This is a genomic window from Xanthomonas sacchari (genome assembly GCF_024266585.1).
In the GTDB taxonomy this organism is placed as follows: Bacteria; Pseudomonadota; Gammaproteobacteria; order Xanthomonadales; family Xanthomonadaceae; genus Xanthomonas_A; species Xanthomonas_A sacchari_C.
Genome location: NZ_CP100647.1, coordinates 2,673,504 through 2,694,882 on the forward strand (window position 1 = coordinate 2,673,504; position 21,379 = coordinate 2,694,882).

Annotated in this window: 19 protein-coding genes; 8 read left to right on the plus strand and 11 right to left on the minus strand. The window is 69.0% G+C overall.

Features of this window, described 5'->3' with window-relative positions:
• Positions 1–28 precede the first annotated feature (28 nt).
• The 3 genes from NKJ47_RS11025 to NKJ47_RS11035 all read left to right on the plus strand — a co-directional run bounded on the left by NKJ47_RS11025 (position 29) and on the right by NKJ47_RS11035 (position 4,471).
• Positions 29–1,012 (plus strand): ATP-binding protein, encoded by a 984-nt coding sequence (locus NKJ47_RS11025; RefSeq protein WP_254457954.1) that lies wholly within the window; start codon positions 29–31, stop codon positions 1,010–1,012.
• Positions 999–2,474 (plus strand): hypothetical protein, encoded by a 1,476-nt coding sequence (locus NKJ47_RS11030; RefSeq protein ID WP_254457955.1) that lies wholly within the window; start codon positions 999–1,001, stop codon positions 2,472–2,474. The genes NKJ47_RS11025 and NKJ47_RS11030 overlap by 14 nt, the downstream gene beginning before the upstream one ends.
• Positions 2,475–2,875: 401 nt before the next feature.
• Positions 2,876–4,471 carry a phage tail sheath family protein gene (locus NKJ47_RS11035; RefSeq protein ID WP_254457956.1) on the plus strand — a complete coding sequence of 532 codons (1,596 nt, stop codon included), beginning with the start codon at positions 2,876–2,878 and terminating at the stop codon, positions 4,469–4,471.
• Positions 4,472–4,642: 171 nt separating this feature from the next.
• On the opposite strand, the gene NKJ47_RS11040 is transcribed toward NKJ47_RS11035, so the two are convergent.
• Genes NKJ47_RS11040 through NKJ47_RS11065 form a run of 6 tightly spaced genes read right to left on the minus strand, consistent with a single transcriptional unit; the run spans position 4,643 to position 9,218 of the window.
• On the minus strand, positions 4,643–5,422 hold the full coding sequence (locus NKJ47_RS11040; protein WP_254457957.1) for a hypothetical protein: 780 nt from the start codon (positions 5,420–5,422) through the stop codon (positions 4,643–4,645).
• Positions 5,423–5,461: 39 nt separating this feature from the next.
• Positions 5,462–6,127, minus strand: a complete 666-nt coding sequence (locus tag NKJ47_RS11045; RefSeq protein ID WP_254457958.1) for a DUF3299 domain-containing protein — start codon at positions 6,125–6,127, stop codon at positions 5,462–5,464.
• Positions 6,114–6,707 carry a DUF3299 domain-containing protein gene (locus tag NKJ47_RS11050; protein ID WP_254457959.1) on the minus strand — a complete coding sequence of 198 codons (594 nt, stop codon included), beginning with the start codon at positions 6,705–6,707 and terminating at the stop codon, positions 6,114–6,116. Before NKJ47_RS11050 ends, NKJ47_RS11045 begins: the two co-directional genes overlap by 14 nt.
• A 2-nt stretch (positions 6,708–6,709) precedes the next feature.
• The gene (locus tag NKJ47_RS11055; RefSeq protein WP_343237539.1) at positions 6,710–7,963 is read right to left on the minus strand and encodes an ABC transporter permease; all 1,254 of its coding nucleotides are present in this window, start codon (positions 7,961–7,963) and stop codon (positions 6,710–6,712) included.
• A gap of 2 nt (positions 7,964–7,965) precedes the next feature.
• Positions 7,966–8,679: an ABC transporter ATP-binding protein gene (locus NKJ47_RS11060; RefSeq protein ID WP_254457961.1), complete on the minus strand. Its 714-nt coding sequence runs from the start codon at positions 8,677–8,679 to the stop codon at positions 7,966–7,968.
• A complete protein-coding gene (locus NKJ47_RS11065) occupies positions 8,676–9,218 on the minus strand; it encodes a ZrgA family zinc uptake protein (protein ID WP_254457962.1) in 543 nt (180 codons plus the stop codon). The genes NKJ47_RS11060 and NKJ47_RS11065 overlap by 4 nt, the downstream gene beginning before the upstream one ends.
• Positions 9,219–9,373: 155 nt before the next feature.
• On the opposite strand from NKJ47_RS11065, the gene NKJ47_RS11070 reads away from it, so the two are divergent.
• The 3 genes from NKJ47_RS11070 to NKJ47_RS11080 all read left to right on the plus strand — a co-directional run bounded on the left by NKJ47_RS11070 (position 9,374) and on the right by NKJ47_RS11080 (position 11,824).
• Complete coding sequence (locus tag NKJ47_RS11070; protein ID WP_254457963.1) at positions 9,374–9,604, plus strand: hypothetical protein; 231 nt, start codon at positions 9,374–9,376, stop codon at positions 9,602–9,604.
• A gap of 379 nt (positions 9,605–9,983) precedes the next feature.
• Positions 9,984–11,264, plus strand: coding sequence for a phospholipase D-like domain-containing protein (locus tag NKJ47_RS11075; protein ID WP_254457964.1), 1,281 nt, complete (start codon positions 9,984–9,986; stop codon positions 11,262–11,264).
• Between the two features lie 284 nt (positions 11,265–11,548).
• Positions 11,549–11,824: a hypothetical protein gene (locus NKJ47_RS11080; protein ID WP_254457965.1), complete on the plus strand. Its 276-nt coding sequence runs from the start codon at positions 11,549–11,551 to the stop codon at positions 11,822–11,824.
• Between the two features lie 199 nt (positions 11,825–12,023).
• Here NKJ47_RS11080 and NKJ47_RS11085 read toward each other — a convergent pair whose 3' ends face one another.
• The 3 genes from NKJ47_RS11085 to NKJ47_RS11095 form a co-directional block, all read right to left on the minus strand.
• Positions 12,024–12,722: a TraX family protein gene (locus tag NKJ47_RS11085; RefSeq protein ID WP_254457966.1), complete on the minus strand. Its 699-nt coding sequence runs from the start codon at positions 12,720–12,722 to the stop codon at positions 12,024–12,026.
• Between the two features lie 206 nt (positions 12,723–12,928).
• The gene (locus NKJ47_RS11090) at positions 12,929–14,656 is read right to left on the minus strand and encodes an ATP-binding cassette domain-containing protein (protein WP_254457967.1); all 1,728 of its coding nucleotides are present in this window, start codon (positions 14,654–14,656) and stop codon (positions 12,929–12,931) included.
• A gap of 99 nt (positions 14,657–14,755) precedes the next feature.
• Complete coding sequence (locus NKJ47_RS11095; RefSeq protein WP_254457968.1) at positions 14,756–15,817, minus strand: serine kinase; 1,062 nt, start codon at positions 15,815–15,817, stop codon at positions 14,756–14,758.
• Positions 15,818–15,993: 176 nt separating this feature from the next.
• Between NKJ47_RS11095 and NKJ47_RS11100 the strand changes: the two genes are divergently transcribed.
• The gene (locus NKJ47_RS11100; protein WP_254457969.1) at positions 15,994–17,505 is read left to right on the plus strand and encodes a B12-binding domain-containing radical SAM protein; all 1,512 of its coding nucleotides are present in this window, start codon (positions 15,994–15,996) and stop codon (positions 17,503–17,505) included.
• Positions 17,502–18,773 (plus strand): nucleotidyltransferase family protein, encoded by a 1,272-nt coding sequence (locus tag NKJ47_RS11105; protein ID WP_254457970.1) that lies wholly within the window; start codon positions 17,502–17,504, stop codon positions 18,771–18,773. Before NKJ47_RS11100 ends, NKJ47_RS11105 begins: the two co-directional genes overlap by 4 nt.
• 323 nt (positions 18,774–19,096) lie before the next feature.
• On the opposite strand, the gene NKJ47_RS11110 is transcribed toward NKJ47_RS11105, so the two are convergent.
• Together NKJ47_RS11110 and NKJ47_RS11115 are read right to left on the minus strand one after the other, a co-directional pair.
• Positions 19,097–20,233: a glycosyltransferase family 4 protein gene (locus NKJ47_RS11110; RefSeq protein ID WP_254457971.1), complete on the minus strand. Its 1,137-nt coding sequence runs from the start codon at positions 20,231–20,233 to the stop codon at positions 19,097–19,099.
• Positions 20,230–21,354 (minus strand): glycosyltransferase family 4 protein, encoded by a 1,125-nt coding sequence (locus tag NKJ47_RS11115; RefSeq protein WP_254457972.1) that lies wholly within the window; start codon positions 21,352–21,354, stop codon positions 20,230–20,232. Before NKJ47_RS11115 ends, NKJ47_RS11110 begins: the two co-directional genes overlap by 4 nt.
• Positions 21,355–21,379 lie beyond the last annotated feature (25 nt).

Sequence of the window (21,379 nt, forward strand, 5' to 3'; positions counted from 1 at the left end):
CTAACCAATCTTGCGTGCGGAGGCTCACATGTCTTCGGAACAACACCCTATCTTCGTCCCGAACGGGTTTCATATCTCCACGCGGCCTATCGAGGCGTTCGCCAACTATGTGCTCAGCAACGTCGAACTGGACCACCATGGCGCCCCTGCCTACGGCGGTGGCGGTTTAGGCAAAACCAGCGCCCAGGAGTACCTCACTCAGAACGTGTCGCGATGGCTGGTGGATCGCGATAATAGGCCGATCGGCGTCGCCAGTCGCCTGATCATGCCCAGTGGACAGCGACGCAGCGACGGCGCGTTCTATACCGCGCTCAACACTCGACTGAACCTGACAACTTCCGATCGTCTGACACCACAACGCGGCAAGGACCGGATCGTAAACTTCGTCAAGACACGATGCGGCCAAGCCGACCTGCCGTTGATGGTCATGTTCATCGACAACGCTCAGCGCATTACGCGGGCTGAGTACGACTATCTCGCTGACATCGACGAGCAGGTGACGGATGCGAAGCTGCGCCTGTTCATCGTTTTCGTCCGCCAAAACGACGCCACCGGCGTTAACGCGCATGACGACTGGGCCGGCTATCCCTCTCACCTACTGCGGCGCTGGTTCATGTCGACCCACGCCTTCCAACCCCTGATAGGGTTGGCGGAGATCGCGCACGCCCTGGATAGGTACGACCATTCTGCAACGTGGCCTACGCCGGACATGCCGTTCTCCCGGTTCTTTGCCCCGGGCGCGTACGACAGTGGCTGGCGCCTAGCGGCGCAGGCGGGTCTGATTCTCGAGGGCGTGATCGCGTTACGGGCCGAAAACAAGTTGCCGACCAGTGATGCCTGGCCGATGGCCACATTTGCCCTGACCGTTCGCCATCTGCTTGCCAATGCCGCTGAGGAGCGAGGTTTCGACGAACTGACGCCAGCACACGTGCGCGCCGCCCTGCTTGCGAGCGGCTACCTGCGACTGGAGTACGTTCGGGCCAACCTGATCTCAGGTGATGAGGCGGCGTAACACACGTGAAGCGGTATCCAGCAGCTCTGCGCCACTCGCGTTGTTGGGGGCCGACTTCGACATCTACCCGCACCTGTCCGGGTACGGGCTGCTGCTTCGCGTGTGCCGCCTGATGGCATTGGAGCCGCGCGAACTGGTTTCCTCTCTCGGCCTCCGGCTGAGGAAGGACATCAACCTGTTGGTGCAGGTTCAACGCCCCGGCCGCGCACAGATGGCCCTGTGCACGGCCGCAGGCGTCGACCCGGCGTACGCCAGAATGCATTGGCTCCCTGAGAGTTGGTCGCCGATCCAGACCTCCGGCACCCTTGATCGACCGGCCCCGGTTCGACAGTGCCCAGAGTGCGCGCAACATGGATACCACACGGCCGCGTTTCAGCTGCCATCAATCGTCGAGTGTCCTTGGCACGGTCAGCAATTGATCGAGTCTTGCCCGCGCTGCCACCGTCCACTGTTTCCGCTGCTCGGCGGTCCCGAGCAAATGGGTGCCTGCCCTTGCGGCTTCGATCTGTTCGATGTCGATGTGGCATCGGCACAGATGCGGCGATTTCCGTCGCTGCACGCAGAGGGTTGGCTTCAAGCCTACTGGCTTTGGGCCCGAGACCAGCGCACCACTCGCTATCTGGTGGCTCCCGATCGCGATTCCCGATGGCGCGAGCACTACCGTCACCAGGCGGCGCTCCCGGACGCACTGCTGCCGGATGCCACTGCTCTTGAGATTGAAGAGTTCAATGCGGCGGGACTCGCCGAACTTGATAGGCGCCAGTGCTGGGCCTGGTGCCTGCTAGGCTCGGAACGTCCGATGACGTACGTTCCACTTCCTGCGCGTGTGCTTGCGATGCTAAGCGAAGTGAGCGAAGAGGTAGTTCGTGGACTTCCCGCGGATGTCCAAACCCCGCTGGAGTTGGTCACCTTCCATGGCTTGGACGCGAAGGTGGCCTTGCGCGACAATGTCCACGCCCGTCCTGATTGTTTCATCGCACCGCACAGCCCTGCTCGTAGCAATGAGATATGGTTGAACCTGTCGGCGATCGAGCCTGAAATGCTACAACTGTGCGGCCGCCTCATCGACCGCGTGATCGCGGCCTGTGGCCTCGAGCTGGACGACCAAGCCAGATCACTGCAGGCGGCGCGCAGTCACGCTCTGGAACAGATTGCCGGGCGAGACTGCCTGTTGCGCGCACTCGAATGCCTGATCCGACGCGGCTACGCCCAAGGTCTGGATTTGGTGCTCCGCGGACATCTCCAAAGCGGTGTGAAGAGCAGCGTGAGCTGGTGGCTGCCATCGATCGAGGTTCGGGCTCGACCGGGACATCTCGACCAGATCCGAATCACTTGGCTTCGGGTGCCAACACCCGAAAGATGTCGAATCGTGGACATTCCACTCACCATACCAACGGCCAAGACAGCGACCGTCCCTCCGTCGAGGCGGTCGCGCCCTGCCGCCTCGCGGCCACGCAGATAGAACTGCGGGGCAGATTGTCGTCGCCAACGCAGACTCCGGGGCTATTTGTCGGCACTAGACTTAAGTTGGTGGTGTTTGAGCGAAGTTCGCCGCGAATGTGGCGACTTGTCTTCGACTCATCCTACTAAGGATTCGCCCCTTCGCCAGGAAAAATCCCAATTATTCAATCAGTTAAATCTGCGGCGAATTCTTGTCGTCAATCACCGCCTCATCCCCCAAGTGATTGCAGCCAATGATTTGCCCCAGCCACCCCAACAAACGCATCAATTGGTCCCGACAACCGTCCCGGATTCGTCGACAAGATCGGCCAACTGTCGGGGTAACTGCACCACGTTGACTGCAAACCACGACCGTGCAATACGTGGCTACCGAACTGCGTCGGCTGTTGAGAGAGCACGACCTTGACGAGCAACCACTATCCTCCAGGCGTCTACATCGAGGAAATTCCAGGCACCCACACCATCCAGGGCGCTTCCACCTCGACCGCCGTGTTCGTAGGCGTGACCGAGTTCGGTCCCAGCCAACAGCCTACGTTGATCACCAGCTGGGGCGCCTACCAACATCGATTCGGCGGCCTGGTCTGGAACGGCATGGTGTCGTGGGCGGTCTTCGAGTTCTTCAACGCGGGCGGAACGGCGTGCTACATCGTCCGTGTCGCCGACACCAAGGGGACCGGCAAACAGGCCAGCGCCGACGCTGGCGGCATCAAGCTGAGCGCTGTCACGCCAGGCCCTTGGGCCAACGTGCTCGGTTTCACTATCAGCAACGCCAGCGGTCCGGACAGCGCGGTATCGGATTCCTTCAATCTCCGCATCGTCGTCGACTCGGCATCGTTGAGCGCAGCGAGCGCGGCCACAGCCACGCTGCAAGCCTACATCGTGCAGAACAACCTCGCGCTGCAGTCGATCCTCGGTCAATCCTATTACGTGCTGGAAACCTACAACGGTTATACGGCCAGCAGCATGGGCACCACCCTGCCCGCCGCGATCAACGCCAATTCGATGTTCGTGCGCGCGGTGGTAACCGGCAACACACGTCCCCCCAACAGCAGCAAGGCGACGCCGCTGCAAGGCGGCGCAGCGGCGACCTGGGATTTCGAGAGTGCGACGGCCACCTTGACCAACCTTCAGGATGCAAGCCTGCTGGCAATGCCCGATACGGTCAACGCGACCGATGCGGGCGGCCTACCCAGTGTCCCGCAGCAGGCGACCTTGATCAGTGCGGCGCTGCTGTTCTGCGAGGGCGCGTCGATGCGCAACTTGTTCTATGTCTGCGACCCGCCGTTCGACCAGACCGTGGCAGGCATCAGCAGCTTCAAAGCCGGCAGCACCACCGCACCCGCGTTGCAGTCCAGCTATGGCGCGCTCTATTACCCCTGGGTCTGGATCTCCAACCCGGTAACCGGCGCCAGGGTCCCGATGCCGCCGTCGGGGCCGGTGCTGGGACGCTACGCGTTCACCGACAACGACGTGGGGGTCTGGAAGTCGCCCGCTGGCGTCGTCGACGGCGCGCTGCTGCGTGTGGTACGGCTCGACGCGCAGATCAATGACGCCGACCAGGACACGCTCAATCCCCAGGGAATCAACGCCATTCGCAACTTCCCCGGCTACGGCAACGTGATCTGGGGAGCGCGCACGCTGGCGTCGCCCGGCAGCGACTGGACCTACCTGAGCGTGCGCCGGCTCTGCATCTACATCGAGCAGAGCCTGAAGCAAAGCCTGCAATGGGTGGTGTTCGAACCCAACGATGTGCAGACCTGGGCATCGGTCACCCGTGACGTCGGCGCGTTCCTCACCGTGCTGTGGCAGGCCGGCGGACTGTTCGGCGCCACCGCGGCCGAGTCGTTCTTCGTGACTTGCGACGCCTCCAACAACCCGCCCGAGACACGTGCGCAGGGGCAGATGTACATCGATGTGGGTATCGCGCCGGTTTATCCGGCCGAGTTCGTCATCATCCGCATGACGCAGAAGACCGCAGTCCCCGATGCCAGTGGCTGAATCGCCCGGAGTGTCGTAGACAATGGTCAGGCACCCAGCGCGTCTGCTATCGGCGGGAAGCAGACGGTTACTCTGCCCCGGATAAACACCCCTGATCGCCGTTACCGATCCAACCCGGCTCCGGAAAGTGTCTGCCGCGATTCACCGCTCGCCGCAACTGAGCAGCAGCCTTCAGCGGCAGGCTTCCGGCAATTTCTCCAACAAGCCAGCCACCACCGGCGTCAGCCGGTTCGCGACCTCCGGTGGAATCGCCTCACCAGCCCCCTGCCCGGCTTCGCTGCGGGCCTGCTCGCAGGCCTTGACGATCCGCGGGCGCATGCCGGACCACAGCGCCCTGCACTGCCAGCCGTCCCGGCCCAGCGGCAGCACCGCGTAGGCGATCGACTGGCATTCCTGTGCCGCGCGGATGCCCAATGGCTGGCCGGCGTATTCGTGCGGCACGCTGTCCAGCGTCGGCTGGTAGTAGCTGTCGGGGAACGCTGCTGCGTAGCGTTCCGGGTCCAGTTGCAACGGCAGGCCAGTCGCTGTCAGGTCGAGCGCGCGGCCGCATGGTGCGGCGGCGGCGATGCGCTGGATCGCCTGGTAGATCGGCTGGTCCAGGTCGGGTTCGCGTGTCGTCACGTCGGATGTCGCGGCAAGCACCGGCAGGCGCGCGCGGTTGGCCATCTTCGCCAGCTCGCCGGCATGCGCTGGTGCGCAGCGTTCGCGCACGCTGGCCGCGATCAGGAACGCGGCATCGCGCGCGAATGCGGGGTCGCTGTGCAGCAGCGCAATGATGCGCTTGCCGGCCGCATCGTCGGGCAGCGATGTGACATGGAACGCGGGAGCCATCGGGGGCCGGGCCGCGGTGGTCGCAGTGCGCTGCGTGGGGGCCGCCTGCCGGTGCGCATGCACCATCAGCAGGATGCCGCCCCCGCCGAGGGCGATCGCGCATACGGCGAGCACGGTCACACGCAAGCTAGGCGGCTTCAAGCGTGGGGAGTTGCGCACTCAGCCCTGCACCGGGGTGATCGACGCGTCCTCTGCCTCATAGGTGGCATTGGCGATGTCGCCCTTGAAGGTGGCCAGATGCAACCGCCCCTGCAGGTGGAACGGATCCCATAGCTCCGGGACGTCGATCGGGGTGCGCAGCACCACATGCAGGATCTGGTTCGGTGGCGGTGGCGGCACGTGGATGCAGGCGCCATAGAACGGCACGAACAGCAGTTCGCTGACCTTGCCCTGGTCGTCGCTTTCCAGCGGCACCACGTAGCCGTCCAGGGCGAAGCGCTTGCCTTCCAGCCCTTTCACCACTTGCGACGAGCCGAACTGCGCGGCGCGCTGGGTGCCGGAATGGTCGATCGGCATGCCGTTGACCACCGAGGGGCCATCGTCGACGGGCGCCGCCTGATCCATCACCGCGGCGTCACCGCGCCACGCCGCGTTGATCCGCGGCGGCGGGCGTTGGTAGATGTCGTTGGCCGGTGCCAGTTGTTCCCAGCGTTCGACGGTGTCCGGGACACCGTCGGCTGCTGTGGTCGCGCGTGTGGTCGCCTGCGTGGCCGCCGGCGCTCGTGCCGACGTGGTGCCGTGCTGCCCGCCGTCGCCGTCGCCGTGGCAGGCCACGAGCAGGCAAAGCACCGCGGCCAGCGGGAGATGGCGGTCAGCCTTTTTCATAGGGGTGCAGGCGGGCCTGCTCCATCGTGTAAGCGGTGCCCGCGAGTTCGCCGTGCAGGGTCTCGGCGCGCAGTTGGCCGGTCAGATAGAACGGGCTGTACATGTCGGGCGGGTCGATCGGGCTGTCCAGGCGCACATGCACGATCTGGTTCGGCGGCGGTGGCGGCACGTGGATGCAGGCGCCGTAGTACGGCACGAACAGGAACTCGCGCACGCGGCCGGCGTCGTCGCTGTCCAGCGGCACCACGTAGCCCGGCAGGCGCACCTTGCGCCCCAGCACGGCGGCCACGGTGTTGTAGGTGCCGGTCTGCGGCATCGCCTGCTTGCCAGTGTGGTTGACCGGCGCTTCGTCGCTGTTTTCCAGCGCCTTCAGTTCGGCCGGTGGCAGCATCGCGCTCCAGTCCAGTTCGCGATAGCCGTCGGCGTCGGGCTCGCCCAGCGGTGGGTTGATGGCCGCCTCGGCGATCGGTGCCGGCTGCGCCGCCGCGGTCTGCTGCGGCTGTTTCGGGGCCACGGGTTGTTGCCGGCCGCAGCCGCACACCACGGTGAGCGCCAGCAAGGGAAGTATCCAGCGGCTCATGCTCACAGCTCCGGCGACAGGCCATCGGCCAGGGTGCGGCGATAGGCCAGCAAGGCCGGCACGATGCCGGCGAGCACGCCGGCCAGCAGCACGCAGCCTAGCCAGCCCCACTCGGTCGCGCTGGGCGCGATGCGGTTGATCGCCAGGCCGAAATGATCGAGCACCCAGCCGCGCGCCAGCCAACTGGCCGCGGTCACCACCAGCAGTGCCAGCGCGCACGACACCACGGTGACCAGGCCAGCCTCGAACAGCAGCAGCCAGGCGATGTCGCGCGGCCGCGCGCCGACCGCGCGCAGGATCGCCATCTCGCGCCGGCGCTCCTGCAGCGTGGCCACCAGCAGCGCGACCATCGACACCAGGCCGAGCAGCACCACCAGCGAGGCGATCATGCGCAGGGCGCCTTCGGCGGTGCCCAGCGTGCCCCACAGCTGTTGCAGGGTAACGCCCGGCATGATCGCCAGCATCGCTTCCTCCGGGTACTCGTTGATCCGCCGCTGTACCGAGAAGGTGGCGATGCGGGTCTTCAGGCCGAGCATGAAGGCGGTGATGGTGTCCGGGGTCAGGTCCATCGCCCGCGCCTGCGCGGCGCTGACGTGGTGGCCCGGCAGGCGCACGCCGGAATGCCAGTCGACATGGATCGCCTCGATCGCCTGCAGCGAGACCAGCACGCTGGAATCCACCGGCGTGCCGGTGCGGCGCAGGATGCCGACGATCCGGAACGGCTTGTCGGCATGGGTGGCCAGGCTGATCCGTCCGGTGCCATGGGTCAGCACGATCTCGTCGCCGAGGTGGCGGCCGAGCGCGGCGGCGACGTCGGCGCCGATCACCGCATCGTAGAGGTCGTCGAACGCCCTGCCCTGCGCGAATGCCAGGGGATGCTTTGCGCCGTAGTGATAGTGCTCGAAGAATCCGGTGCTGGTGCCGACCACCCGATAGCCACGATAGGAATCTCCCAGCGACAGCGGCACCGCCCACTTCACGTCGGGCATCGCGCTCAGGTCCTGGTAGCTCTTCCACGACACGTTGTTGGTGGCGTCGCCGATGTGGAACACCGAATACAGCAACAGGTTCACCGGGCCCGAGCGCGCGCCGACGATCAGGTCGGTGCCCGACACGGTGCTGGCGAAACCCTCGTGCGCCTGCGTGCGGATCCGCTCCACGCCCAACAGCAGGGTCACGCTCAGGGTGATCACCAGCACGGTCAAGGCCACCCCCAGGCGCCGGCTGCGCAGGCTGGCCAGGGCCAGCTTCAACAGGGTCATCGCACGCCTCCGGCACTGGCCCGGTTGAGCGTGGCCAGGTCGATCTGGGCGTCGAACAGCGGTGCGATCGACGGATCGTGGCTGACCACGATCGAACTGGTGCCGCCCTGCCGGCACTCGGCGAACAACAATTGCAGGAACGCCTGCGCCGCGACCGGGTCGAGGGCGGAGGTGGGCTCGTCGGCCAGCAGCAACGGCGGGCGCGCGATCAATGCGCGTGCGGCGGCCACGCGCTGTTGCTGGCCGACGCTCAGGCGCGCGGCCGGTCGCGACCACAGCGCCGCCACGTCCAGGCCCAGTGCGACCATCAGCCGCTCGATCTCCGCGTCCAGCGCCCGCGTGCCCGGCCCCAGCCGGCCGCGGCGCGCGGAGAACTGCAGGCCCAGTGCGATGTTGTCGCGGGCGCTGAGGAACGGCAGCAGGTTGAACTGCTGGAAGACCACGCCGCAGTGGTCGGCGCGGAAACGGTCGCGCGCGGCCTTGCGCAAGGCCGCCAGGTCCTGCCCGGCTACGCGCACGCAACCGGCAGTGGGTTGCAGCACGCCGGCGATCAGCGCCAGCAAGGTGCTCTTGCCCGATCCGCTGGCGCCACGCAGCAGCACCTGCTGCCCGCGCGGCAGCGCGAACGCGGCGATGTCCAGCACCGGCGCGGCGGCGCCGGCATAGCCGAAGCGCACCTCGGTCAGTTCGACAACGTGCTGCTGGCTCATTCCGGCAGCTTCACCCGGGTCTGCCCGGGCACCACCTCGGTGCGGCCCTGGCCGGCCGCGGTGGCGACGTCCACCAGCACCGTGTGCAGCTCGGGGAAACGCTGCGGCAGCAGCACCTGCAGGTGGTCGAGCCGTGCCGGCTGCGCGCAGTGGAACGCGTATCGGGCGTGGAACTCGGCATGGCTGTGGCCGGGTTCGTCCGGATCGGCCATCGCCACGGCGTAGCCCTCGGTGGTGACCTGCGCGCTGCGCAGCGAACAGGCCGCAGCGACCGGGAACTGCAACCAGCCGGCACCGCGCAGGGTGGCGACCGCGGCCGCCAGGCGCTGGCGCTCGCTGGCGTCGCGCACGGGATGTTCGAAATCGAGGATGCCGATGCCCGGCGCGCTGAGTTGAACCTCCACCGCCGTGCCATCCACGGCGACCTCCAGGTTGGCCTGGCCGTGCACGTGCGGGCCGTGGTGGCGGACCGCGGCGGTGGCGGGCGAGCTGGCGAAAAGAAGCAACAGGATCAGGGAAATGCCAGGTCGCATATGCATTGCATCGGTTGAGTTACACTATAACATTAGTGAATAATCACATGGATGCAAGCCGGCCGCTGCCGTCAGTCAGCCGCGGTTCGCCTGCGACCACGACAGAAGTCCGTCGCACGGCGGGCAGGCGCCGCGATGGGCGCCGAACTTCAAGGACTTCCATGGTGTCTTCCATCATTCCCGACAGCTACACCGCCTGGCGCCACTGCATCGAGGTCGACTGCGGCTTGCGCCTCGACCCGGCCTATATCGCGCAACGCATCGCCGCGCTGAACGACCCCACCGACCATCACACCCAGCAGTTCGTCCGCTGCTGGGGCGAGCCGCATCGCCAGCAGGTGCTGCTGTGGTTCGCGCAGGCGCAGGCGGCATTCGCCGACGGTCGCGGCTGAGCCGTCATCCTCGGCTGCCGCGGTGGTTGGGTGTGGGGTGCAACGTCGGCGGCTGTCTGCTGCCGAAGGCCGCACCGCAAGTGGCGCTGGCCGCGGCGTGCTCATACGGAGGGGAGGCGATGTCTTGATCCCCTGCTCGCCCAAGGTCATCAGGCCAGTGGCGGCCGCTGCGACTGACGCGCACCGGCGGCATCCCGGACCCTGGCGCGCTGTCGGCGCGCACGGCCCTGGCCTTCCCGTCCGGATCACGTTCGCTACACGCGCCTCTCTATGACAGGTACGCGACAGCCGCGGGCTGCCCAGCCACGGCTGCTGCCGGTAGCATGCACGCGCACAGCCGTCCGGCATCCACTTCCCAGCTTCCGCAAGGACCCTCAACGTGCGTCTTTCTTCCCTCGCCAGTGCGTATCGCGCGCGTCGCGTCCTGTCCACCACGCTGGCTTGCCTGCTGCTCTCGGCAGCGACTGGGCTTGAGGCCCGGCCACAGCCCTCGCAGTTCCAGATCGTCGAGAGCGTGCCCGAGGCCAGCGTCTATGGAGAGCCCGGGGTGCCGCGCACCCAGCCGACCTGGCTGGCCATGATCAATGGCGCCAGGCAGCGCATCGACATCGCCGCGTTCTACATCTCCGAGAAGCCCGGCACCGGCCTGACTCCGGTCCTCGACGCGCTGGCCGCACGCGCCCGCGCCGGCGTGGCGGTGCACCTGCTGGTCGACCATACGTTCCTCGCGAAAAACCCGGACAGCGTCGCCTGGCTGGGCAAGGTGCCCGGCATCACCGTGCGGGTGCTGCCGGTCGACACGCTGACCGGCGGCGTGCTGCACGCCAAGTACATGATCGTCGACGACGCCAGCGTGTTCGTCGGCAGCCAGAACTGGGACTGGCGGGCGCTGGAGCAGATCCACGAGATCGGCGCGCGCATCGACGACGCACGGTTCGCCAAGACCTTCGCCGCCAGTTTCGACTACAGCTGGCGCCTGGCCGACGAAGGCAATCTGGCCAAGGCGCAGGCACGCGGCGTGCAGCCGCCGGACTTCGCCCCGGCCACCGCCACCGATCCGGTACTGCTGGATGCCGGCAGCGCCGCGCCGCTGATCGCCTTCCCCGCCTTCAGCCCGCCGGCGCTGCAGCCGGCCTGGGTGACTGCCGAGGAGCCTGCGCTGGTCGACATGATCCGCTCCAGCCAGCAGGCGCTGCGCATCCAGGTGATGACGCTCTCGGCGATCCGCAGCTTCGGGCCCAAGGGCTGGTGGACGCCGGTCGACAGCGCCATCCGCGATGCCGCCGCACGCGGCGTGCAGGTGCACATCATCGTCGCCGACTGGGCGCTGCGCGAACCGATGCAGGCGTATCTGAAGAGCCTGGCCGCGCTGCCCAACATCACGGTGAAGTTCAGCCGCCTGCCGCCGGCGCCGCAAGGCTTCATCCCGTATGCGCGGGTCGAGCACGCCAAGTATGCGGTGGCCGACGACCGCAGCAGCGTCATCGGCACCGGCAACTGGGAATGGAGCTACTTCAACACCGCGGTGGACGCCTCGGTGTTCGTCAAGGGCAAGGGCCCGGCCGACACGCTGACGCGCATCTTCGACCGCGACTGGAACGGCCCCTACGTGACGACGCTGCAGCCTGGCCAGAACTACGAGGCGCCGCGGACCGAATAGCGTGTGCTGTCGCGCTGGAGGCTTGTGTCTTCAAGGTCGAGCAGATGGCGGGCCGGTACGTGTTTCATCACGTCATCGGCCGGCGTGTGAAGCTGCGCACCGAAGCGCTTCGGTGCTCTGTCGGACGGTGTTGTCATCTGGTGCCGCGGCCATCCCGACGAAGCCTTAACCGCTGCTCCCTATCCTGGCCTCGCGCTGGAAGGCGCCCGCTGCGCCAGGCGATGCCATCGGTGCGGAGAAGTGCTCCTCCAACTGCGTACGGACATCAAAAACAAGGAGACGCCATGAAGACGCTGCACGCATTCTTGCTCACTGGAAGCCTGCTGGGCCTCGCCTCGCCGGTCTTCGCCGAGGTCGCCAATCTGACCAACAGCGCCGATGGCGCCGACCGCGAAGCGGGTATCGCGGCGGTCAAGAAGAAGTTGCAGGACGCCTGCACATCGCGCAAGGGCACGCCGGATTCCAACTCGTTCGAGGTGGTGTTCGAGAAGACCAGCCAGAATCCGGACGTTCCCAAGCCCTATTACGTGGATGGAAAGATGAAGTGCGATCTCCCGTAGGGGTGAGTGCGACCGGCGTGGCTTACGCGTGACATCGCCTCCATCCGGACAAGGCCCCACTTGCGGGGCTTTGCTTCATGCGGTTAGCGAACGCCCGTGCGTCTGGGTGGGGCGGCCGGGCCCGGGTAGAGCGACGGTCTTGGCGGTGTGGCTTGCGTCAATCGAGAAAGCCTGGGAGGCCTCGCCGCCTCCGCACGCACTACGCCGCCAATACCCTCACCAGGACTGCGATTAGCGTCAGATGTCCGAGGTAATACCCGTAGAACACCCAACGCATCCGCGGGACCTGGACGTTGCGCGGCGCCAGCACTGCCAGCAACGGAATCGCCAGCAGCGCCCAGCCGTTGCGGTTGTACCAGCACAACAGGCCGAAGCCGGCCGTGACCAGGATCAGTCGCAGGCCGCGTCCGTCCCACGCCCCCACTGCGCTGGGCACGATCGCCGCGGATGCGCCGCCCCGCGCGTCGACCGCTGCGCGAAACAGCCACCAGGCCGACAGCACCAGCGCCAGGCCGGACCATTGATAATCCACCAGCAGCGGCGCGACGACGCTGCACATGCCCAGCAGCACCCACTGCCGATGCTGGATGCTCCAGATGGCAACGCTGGCCAGGGCGAAGCTCAGCAGGATGTTGAACGGAAACCAGAAGCCGAAGGCCAGGCCATACGCGGGTTGCGCCAGGATGCCCCACAGCAGCAGCCGGCGGAACGATTTGAGTGCGTCCACGCCGGGCTGCGCGAGGTTGTAGGCCAGGACGATGGCGAACACGGGAAAGGCGATGCGGCCGAGTTCGGACACGACCGGCACATAACCGCCGAAGAACACCTTGGCGACATGGTCGCCGGTCATCAGGACCAGGGCGATCCACTTCAACAGTTCACGGGCACCGCTGGTCATCATGTCGATCCGAGGCTGGCTCCTGGCGATCGCGCTGCGCCTGCCGCCCTCGCCCGCGACTGGCGGCCTGCCCCGCGCCGGATCGGGCGCAGGGCGTCGATGCGCTGCGAACCAAGCGGCGCACTTTAGCGAATCGGACGTGCATATGGCGAAAGGAGCGTGGCCATCCGCGCCGGCACGGGCCGCGCGGGCCGTTGCCGACGCGCTCAGGACGCGCGGTCCGCCAGCAGCAACGGCGCCACGGTTGCCCGCTGCACCATCACGCATTGGTCGGCGATGGCGGACAGGCCGAGACGGTGCGAGACCGCCACCAGGGCGGTATGCGGCAGCCGGCGCCGCAGCGTGCCCAAGACCTGCTGCTCGGCGCTGGCGTCGAGCGCGCTGGTGGCTTCATCCAGCAGCGCCACGCGCGGTTGCCGCAGCAGCACCTGGGCCAGCAGCAGCCGCTGCAGTTCGCCGCCGGACAGGCGCGCGCCGGCGCCGTGCGCGGCGGTGTCCAGGCCGGTGTCGCCGTGCAGACGCGCCGCCAGGCCGACGTCGCGCAAGGCCTCCCACATCGCCGCCTCGCTCGCGGCCGGCGCCGCCCAGGCCAGGCACTGCCGCACGCTGTGGTGCCAGGGCCGCACGCCCTGGGCGACATAGGCCAAGGGGTGCAGTGCGGCGCGATAGCCGGCGAAGTCGAGGGCGTGGCCGTCGCAGTGGGCGGCGAACTGCGGTGGCGCGACCATGCCGGCCAGGGCATCCATCAAGCTGCTCTTGCCGACCCCGGACGGGCCGCTGATCAGGGTCAGGGTGCCCGGCGCCAGGACCAGGTCGCGCAAGGCGACTGCAACCAGCGGCGGCGCCAGGCCGATGCGTTCGATTTCGATCGGCGCCGCCGACGGCAACCTTGTGTCTGTTTCTGCAGCCGCCGGCGCCGCCACCGTGGTCGGCGCGTCAGGCGATGACGTGCCCAGCGCGACATAGCGTTGCCACAGCGCCAGTGCCGGCGCGGCCGAGCGCAACTGCTGCACGCTCTGCCGGGTCGAGACCAGGTACGGCAGCAGTCGCCCGAGCAGCAGGCCGACGGTGATGAGTGCGCCGCGGTCGATGCCATGCCACACCCCGGCCAGCAGCATGATCGCGGCGATGGCGGCCACGGCCGCCAGTTCCAGCAGCAGGCGGCCGGAGGCGACCAGCGCCTGCTGCCGCGCGTAGCCGTAGGCGAGCCGGCCGGCGATCGTCTCGTAGGCCTCCTGCTCGCGTGCCTCGCACGCGAACGAGCGCACGTGGCGCAGGCGCCGCGGAAAATCCTCGCTGAGCCAGAACAAGCGGGTCATGTCGGCGACGTACTGGCGGCTGACCCGGGCCTGTTCGTGGCCGGCGATGCGGAAGGCCAGCAGGCCCAGCGCCAGCAGCGGCGGCAGCGCCAGCACCAGCATCGGCGAGACCAGGAACGCCGCGGCCAGGCTCACCGCCGCGGTGATCGCCGCCACCAGCAACTGCAGCAGCGCGCTGAAGCCCTGCACCGCGATCTCGACGTTGTAGGTGAGCAGGTTGGCGATCTCCGCCGAACTGGCATCGGCCAGGGCCGGCAGCGGCGCCTGCAGCAGCCGTGCATGCACCTGCCGGCGCAGGTCCAGCGCATGGCGGCTGGCCAGGTCCGCGGCCAGTCGCGTGCCCCACCAGCGCAGCAGGGCGAAGCCGCCGCTGGCGGCAACGAACAGCAGGGTCTGCGCGAAGAAACCATGCGGCAACGGCAAGGCGTGGCCGGCCAGGGTCAGCACATGGCCGGGTTGCACCAGCGGCACCAGCGCGACCGCGGCGACGGCACCGGCCACCGCGCCGAGCAGCGACAGCAGCACGTACCAGGCGATGCGCAGGCGCTCGCCGCGGCCGAGCACGGCGATGAAGGCGCGCAGCAAGTGCGAGGCCGGATCCGGACGCGCACTCATCGGCGAGCGTCCGCGCGGTGGACCATCGATGCCGTGCGCAACCAATGCGCACGCGCGCCAGCGCCCCTCATTGCCGGCATCGTCGCGCGACGCGGCGACTCAGGCCAGCAGCGTCTGCAGCGCATCGACCGAGGCCTCCGGATGCGTGCCGCGCTGCAACTCGTACACGCCCAGCCGCTGCAACTGGCGGGCGAACAGCGGCCACTGCGGCTGGCCCGCGGCATAGGGCTGGTCCGCGGCCAGGCGCGCCGCCACCTCCACATTGGCGACTGGCCGCAGCAGCCGCTGCGGATCGGCCGCCACCGTGGCCGAGACGAACACCGCCGCGACCAACTGCAACGGCGCCTGCGCCAGGCGGCCGTCGCCCTGGCGGATGTCCACTTCGTGCTTGCGCACGCCGCTACGGCGGCGAATGATCGGCGCCGCAGCGATCCACCCGCGGGTCTGCGGGTCGAGCCATCGCAACAATTCCGGCCGCAGGTGCAGAAAGTTGCCGATGCCGGTGGCGAGCAGGGACTGCGGCGCGACGAACAGCGCGTCCTCGGCGAGGAACTCCAGCCCGCGCAGCAGGCTGTGCAGGGCCAGGGTGGACTTGCCGGCGCCGCTGCCGCCGAGCAGCAGCACGCCGCGGCCGTCGCGGCCGACGCAGGCGCCGTGCAGCGGCACCAGGCCCATGCGCCGCGCGGCGAGCACGAACACCGCGAACTCGATCAGTTCGTAACGCACGTGATAGGTGTGGGCGAGCATGTCCTCGGACACCATCACCAGTGCCCTGCCCTGTTCTGGCACCAGCACCACGTAGTTGTGCGCGTCGATCACCCCGCTCAGCACGCCGGCGCCGGAATGGGTCTGCACCGGGGGCGGCTCCAGCGCCAGTGCGTACGGCGCATCGGCGCGGTCCACCAGGGTCAGTTCGATGCGGAACGCGGCGCTTTCCGGCAGGCGATGCGCCGGCACCGCGCCGAATGCCGCTTCCACCAACGCCAGCAGCGCCGGACTGTTGCTCTCGAAGTGGAAACGGCCACCGAGCAGTTGCTTGCTGAGCGTGTGCGGGCGCCGCAGCCGGGTATGGAACGGATCGCAGGCGCCGCCGACGGCGACGACAGGCGCGGCGTGGTCGCTCGCCTCCACGTCCAGGGCCCGCAAAGTCGATCGCTGCATTGGAGAACAGTCGCGTGAGGGAATGCAGCGTGGGTGCGCCTGCCGCGGCCAAAGGTTGCGCCGGCGCGGCGCGCAACCAAACGGCGCAGCCCCGGCACCTACCGCCACGGCCACCTGCGCGCGGCCACCGCTGCATGCGCCCCCTCCCCCGCGGCGCCGAACGAGACCTTCCGCCGATGCTCAAGATCCAGGTCAGCCATTCCTACTTCCTGCGCTACGACCCGAAGCAGTGGGAACGCGGCAAGCCGTATCCGCCGCTGGCCACGCTGCAGGTAGCGGCGCTGCTGCGCCAGCACGGGCACGCGGTGACGCTGTTCGACGCGATGCTGGCCGAGGACGTGGAGGACTATGGCAGTGCGGTCCGCGCGCAGCGGCCGGACCTGGTGGTGTTCTACGAGGACAACTTCAACTTCCTCACCAAGATGTGCCTGAGCCGGATGCGCGATGCCGCGTGCCGGATGATCGCCGAGGCGCGCGCCGGCGGCAGCCGGGTGATCGTCGCCGGCTCCGACGCGTCGGACCATCCGGAGGCGTTCCTCGCCGCCGGTGCCGACGCGGTGCTGATCGGCGAAGGCATCGCGGCCTTGCTGGAGCTGGTGGCGCGCCTGCAGGCGCAACCGGACATCGACCCGGCGCGCTGGGTGGCGGGCCTGACCGAGGTCGCCAGCGCGGTGCTGCCGCAACTCAAACGCGCGCAGATCGGCGCGCGGCCGCCGGATCCGCGGCTGTCGCTGACGGCGGCCTGGGACTTGCTGGACATCGCGCGTTACCGTGCGTTCTGGCAGCAGCGGCACGGCCATTTCAGCCTGAACATGGCCGCCTCGCGCGGCTGCCCGTTCCGTTGCAACTGGTGCGCCAAGCCGATCTGGGGCAATCACTACAAGCGCCGCGAGGCGCAGGACGTGGCCGCGGAAATGACCCAGCTCAAGCGCGGCGTCGCGCCCGACCATGTGTGGATGGCCGACGACATCTTCGGCTTCCACGTCGACTGGGTGGAGGACTTCGCCGACGCGCTGGCCGCCGCCGACGGCTCGGTGCCCTTCACCATCCAGACCCGCGCCGACCTGTGCAGCGAACGCATGGCCGCGGCCCTGGCGCGGGCCGGGTGCCGCGAGGCCTGGATCGGCGCGGAGAGCGGCAGCCAGCGCATCCTCGACAAGATGACCAAGGGCACCGACGTGGACGAGGTGATCGCCGCGCGCCGGCGCCTGGGCGCGCAAGGCATCCGCGTCGGCTTCTTCCTGCAGTTGGGCTACCTGGACGAACAGCTGGACGACATCCTCGCCACCCGCCAGTTGGTGGCGCAGGCGCGGCCGGACGACATCGGCGTCAGCGTGTCCTATCCCCTGCCCGGCACCGTGTTCTACCAGCAGGTCAAGGACCAGCTCGGGCGCAAGACGCATTGGCAGGACAGCGACGACCTGGCGATGATGTTCCGCGGCGCCTACGACTCGGCGTTCTACCGCCAGGTACGCGACCTGCTGCACCGGCAGGTGGAGCTGCAATGCCGCGAGGCTGCGCGCTCTGCCGAGGCGCATGCGCGGGACTGGGCGGTACTGGAAGCCGACTGGGCGGCGCTGATCGCGCGCGCGGCGCAGCATCGGACCGACGCGGCGCCAGCGCCGGCAGCCAAGGCGGTCGCCGCTGGCGGCAGCCGCCGCATCCCACTACTGGTGCAGCGCTCATGAACGCAACGCCATCGTCTCCGGCCGCCACGGTCGATCTGCCGGCATCGGCACAGGCGCCTGCGCAGCTACCGCTGCGGCGCATCGGCCGCGGCCTGCGCCTGACCACCGAAACCCTGGCGCACGAACTGGCGCGCCCCGGTGCGCCGATGCCGGACTGGAGCGCCCTGCACTGGCAGTTGGCCGCGGCGGCGGCGGTCGCGCACGGCGTGGCGCCGCTGTTGGGCCAGCGCTCGCAGTGGCCGGACCCCTGCTGGCGCGCGTTCCTGGACGCACAGCGCGAACATGTGGCGCATCGCTACCAGCGCATCGCCGCGTTGCTGCAGCGGATCGACGCGCTGGCGCGGACCGCCGGCCTGGCGATCGTGCCGCTGAAAGGCGCGGCGCTGCATGCGCAAGGCCTGTATCGGCCGGGCGACCGACCGATGGCCGACATCGACCTGCTGGTGCGCCCGGAGGAGGCCGAGCGCGCCGCGACGCTGCTCGGCGCGCTGGGCTACGTGGCCGAGTTCGCGCAGTGGAAGCACCAGACCTTCCGCCCGGCGCAGGCGCAGGCCGTGCCGGCGCTGGGCGAGCACCGCGACACGCCGATCAACATCGAACTGCACGTGCGCCTCCAGGAGCGCCTGCCGCTGCGCACGGTCGATCTCGGTGAGCGGATCCTGACGCACGACAGCATGCCCGGCCTGAATCCCTACCCGAGCAACGGTGCGCTGATGCGCCACCTGGTGTTGCACGCGGCCGGCGGGCTATGCAGCCGCAGCCTGCGGCTGATGCACCTGCACGACCTGGCCCTGCTCGCCCTGCGCATGCGCGCCAGCGACTGGCAGGTCGTGACCGGCGCCGATGCCTGGTGGGCGTGGCCGCCGCTGCGGCTGATGCTGCGCTACTACCGCGCGTCGATTCCGCCGGCGGTACTCGCGCAATTGCGTGCGCAGTGCCCGCCGCTGCTGCGGCTGCGCGCGCGCGGGCTGGACCTGACCGCGGTGTCCTGCTCGCAGCTGTGGCTGCCGGCATTGCCGGGCATCGAGTGGGCGCGTTCGGGCCGCGAGGTGCTGGATGCTCTGCGCCAGCGCCTGCATCCGTCGGCGGAAAGCCGGCAGGAACGCGCCGAGATGATCCGCACGCAATTGTGGCTGCAGGGCCAGGACTGGGTGCGCCTGCCGCAGCACCGTCGCGTGCTGCAACGGCTGCTGCACCCGGTGCCAAGAATGGACACGCTGTATGCGGTGCGCACCGCGCTGCAGGGCTATGCGCCGTCGTCGGACTGACGTGCGCCTTTCGGCACGGCGGTGGTGATCGGCCTGGTTGCAGGAGCGGCTTCGGGGAGTTTCAAAAACGACAAGAGGCACACGCGGAGCAGGTTCTTGTCCCCATGTGGGATCAGCTGCGCCCAGGCTTTCCCGGCAAGGCTGTCGCGGCTGAAGCCGCTCCTACGGAACGACGGGACGACGTTGTGCGTGGCGAATGCGCAGATATGCGAACACCGACCGACGCCTGTGGCCTTGCCGCGACCAGAGCGAGCGCTTGGAGAGCCGCTGACAGCGGCCGACAAACGCGACGCTGCCACTATTTGGCGACGGCGTGTGCCAGGTCAGCCATTCTGCGCCGCGCGCCGCCCATCGGCGTTGCGCGATGCGCACAGGCGCTGGTACAGCGCGCTGAAGCCACGCATGCTGCCGTCGGCGTCCTCGCGCACGGCGCGGCATTGCGCCGCCCAGGCCAGGCGCAGGCGCAGTTCGTCGTCGCTGAGCACCTGGCGCAGCGCATCGGCCAGCCCGGCCCAGTCACCCACCGGCACCGCCAGCGCGGCCGACGGCGCCCATTCCAGCAGATGCCCGACCGCCGTGCCCACGGTCGGCACCCCGGCCACGGCGGCTTCCAGCAGCACCAGCGGCCCGGCTTCGTGCAGCGACGACAGCACCAGCAGATCGGCGGCCTCCACCAGCGGACGCAGTTCGCGCTGGGTCTTGAAGCCGAGGAAGCGCACGCGCGCGCTCAAACCCAACGCCGCGGCCAGGCGCTGCATCGCACCGTCCAGGGTGTCCACGCCGACCAGGTCGATGCGGAAGTCGACCCCGGCGCGGGCCAGCGCGGCGAGCGCGCGCAGCAGAGTGGTCTGGTCCTTGACCGGATTGAGGCTGGCCACGTGCAGCAGCCGCGCCGGCCCGTCCCCGCGCGCACGCGGCGGGCGCGGCGGCCAGGCGCGCAGGTCCACGCCCAACGGGACGCGTTCGGCGGCGATGCCCAGTGCCCGCAGGCTGTCGAGGATGGGCGCGCTGGCCGCGGTCACCGCGCTCGCCAGCCGCAACACCAATGCCTCGCGCAGCCGGCCCTGCCATTTGCGCCGGCCGCCGTAGCCGATCGCAGGCAGCGCGACCAGTTCGCCGCCGGCGATGTGCACCAGGCTCGGCCGCCGCAGCCAGCGCGCCGCCGCCACTGCGATCAGGCTGCAGTGGCCGGAGAACAGCGACTGCACCAGGTCGAACGGCGCGCGGCGATGTTCGGCGCGGATCGCCGCGATCGCGCGCCAGCGCGTGCGTACCGCGCCGATGTTGTGGATGCGCGCGCCCAGCAGATTCCACTGTGCCGGCAGCGGCTCCTGGTGCAGCACGAACACATGCAGCTCGTGCACGCGCGCCAGGCGTTCGATCAGGCTCAGGAAGGCCGGGATCACCCGGTACGCGCCGCTGCGGTCGACCCCGCCCGGCACCACCAGCGCCAGCTTCATGCCGCGCTCCGCGGCGCGGCGCCGAGCAACTGCGCATAGGCGCGCGCCCAGCGCCGCCCGACCGCTGCGAACGACAGCTGCGCATCGAAGTGCGCGCGCACCAGTGCCGGCGACGTGCCTTCGCGCGATGCCCGCAACAGCGCGGCCGCCAGACGGTCGGCATCGCCGCAGGGCCATAGCGCCCCGACCCGGCCGCCATCGCTGAGCGCGCGGAACGCCGGGATATCGGTCAGCACCGGCACCGCGCCGCAGGCATAGGCCTCCAGCGCGGCGTAACCGCAACTCTCGGCCAGGCTGGCGGACACGAACAGGTCGGCCGCGCGCATCAGGGTCTGGATCCGCGCGTGCTCGACCAGGCCCAGCAGGTGAACGCGGCCGGCCAGGCGCGGATCGGCCTGGATGCGCTGCTGCACCACCGGCAGCAGCGGCGCTTCGCCGTACGCGCAGAACAGTTGCAGCCCGGGCAACTGCGCGCTGGCGCGGGCCACGCCGTCGAGTACGGTGAGCGGATCCTTGCCTTCGCTCAGATGGCCGACCCACAGCACGCAGGGCGCGCCGTCCAGTCCGCTGTCGCGGCGCGCCTGGTCGCGCTCGCCGGGAGTGAAGCGGCAACTGGATTCGGGAATGGCGAACAGGCGCGTGGACCCGGCGAACAGGCCGGCACCGACGAAGCCACGTGCCAGTTCCAGCGAGGTGAAGGCGATACCGGCCGCGGCCGCGTACCAGCGCCGCCACTGCGGCCGCCGCCACCAGCGTGGCGGGCGGTTGGCGTGGTCCTGCAGCAGGATCGGCCGCGACGGCTGCCAGCGCGCCAGCATCGCCGCCTCGCGCGCGAACTGCAGGCCGTGCACGTGCACCACGTCGGCGTCGAGCGCGGCCAGCAACGCGGCGATGCGCCGCAGGTGGCGCCGGCGCCCGGCATCGGCGCGGCGCACGAAGTGGTAGTCGACGCCGCCGCGCCGCAGCTGCGCATCGACCGCGGCGGCCTGGATCACCGAGACGCGGGTGCCGGCGCTGGCCACCGCGTCGGCGATGTCGGCCAGCGACGGCCACAGCGCGAAGGCCTGCTCCGGCGTCACCCCGTCCGGCAGCGGCACGAAGTTGAGCTGCACAGCGTGCATGGCGCGGGCGGCATTCCCGACCATG

Bases quoted from the DNA above. Each gene is read 5' to 3' on its own strand.
- NKJ47_RS11025 (WP_254457954.1), top strand. From the start codon at position 29: ATGTCTTCGGAACAACACCCTATCTTCGTCCCGAACGGGTTTCATATC.
- NKJ47_RS11030 (WP_254457955.1), top strand. From the start codon at position 999: ATGAGGCGGCGTAACACACGTGAAGCGGTATCCAGCAGCTCTGCGCCA.
- NKJ47_RS11045 (WP_254457958.1), bottom strand. From the start codon at position 6,127: ATGAAAAAGGCTGACCGCCATCTCCCGCTGGCCGCGGTGCTTTGCCTG.
- NKJ47_RS11050 (WP_254457959.1), bottom strand. From the start codon at position 6,707: ATGAGCCGCTGGATACTTCCCTTGCTGGCGCTCACCGTGGTGTGCGGC.
- NKJ47_RS11060 (WP_254457961.1), bottom strand. From the start codon at position 8,679: ATGAGCCAGCAGCACGTTGTCGAACTGACCGAGGTGCGCTTCGGCTAT.
- NKJ47_RS11065 (WP_254457962.1), bottom strand. From the start codon at position 9,218: ATGCATATGCGACCTGGCATTTCCCTGATCCTGTTGCTTCTTTTCGCC.
- NKJ47_RS11070 (WP_254457963.1), top strand. From the start codon at position 9,374: ATGGTGTCTTCCATCATTCCCGACAGCTACACCGCCTGGCGCCACTGC.
- NKJ47_RS11080 (WP_254457965.1), top strand. From the start codon at position 11,549: ATGAAGACGCTGCACGCATTCTTGCTCACTGGAAGCCTGCTGGGCCTC.
- NKJ47_RS11085 (WP_254457966.1), bottom strand. From the start codon at position 12,722: ATGACCAGCGGTGCCCGTGAACTGTTGAAGTGGATCGCCCTGGTCCTG.
- NKJ47_RS11090 (WP_254457967.1), bottom strand. From the start codon at position 14,656: ATGAGTGCGCGTCCGGATCCGGCCTCGCACTTGCTGCGCGCCTTCATC.
- NKJ47_RS11095 (WP_254457968.1), bottom strand. From the start codon at position 15,817: ATGCAGCGATCGACTTTGCGGGCCCTGGACGTGGAGGCGAGCGACCAC.
- NKJ47_RS11100 (WP_254457969.1), top strand. From the start codon at position 15,994: ATGCTCAAGATCCAGGTCAGCCATTCCTACTTCCTGCGCTACGACCCG.
- NKJ47_RS11105 (WP_254457970.1), top strand. From the start codon at position 17,502: ATGAACGCAACGCCATCGTCTCCGGCCGCCACGGTCGATCTGCCGGCA.
- NKJ47_RS11110 (WP_254457971.1), bottom strand. From the start codon at position 20,233: ATGAAGCTGGCGCTGGTGGTGCCGGGCGGGGTCGACCGCAGCGGCGCG.
- NKJ47_RS11115 (WP_254457972.1), bottom strand. From the start codon at position 21,354: ATGCACGCTGTGCAGCTCAACTTCGTGCCGCTGCCGGACGGGGTGACG.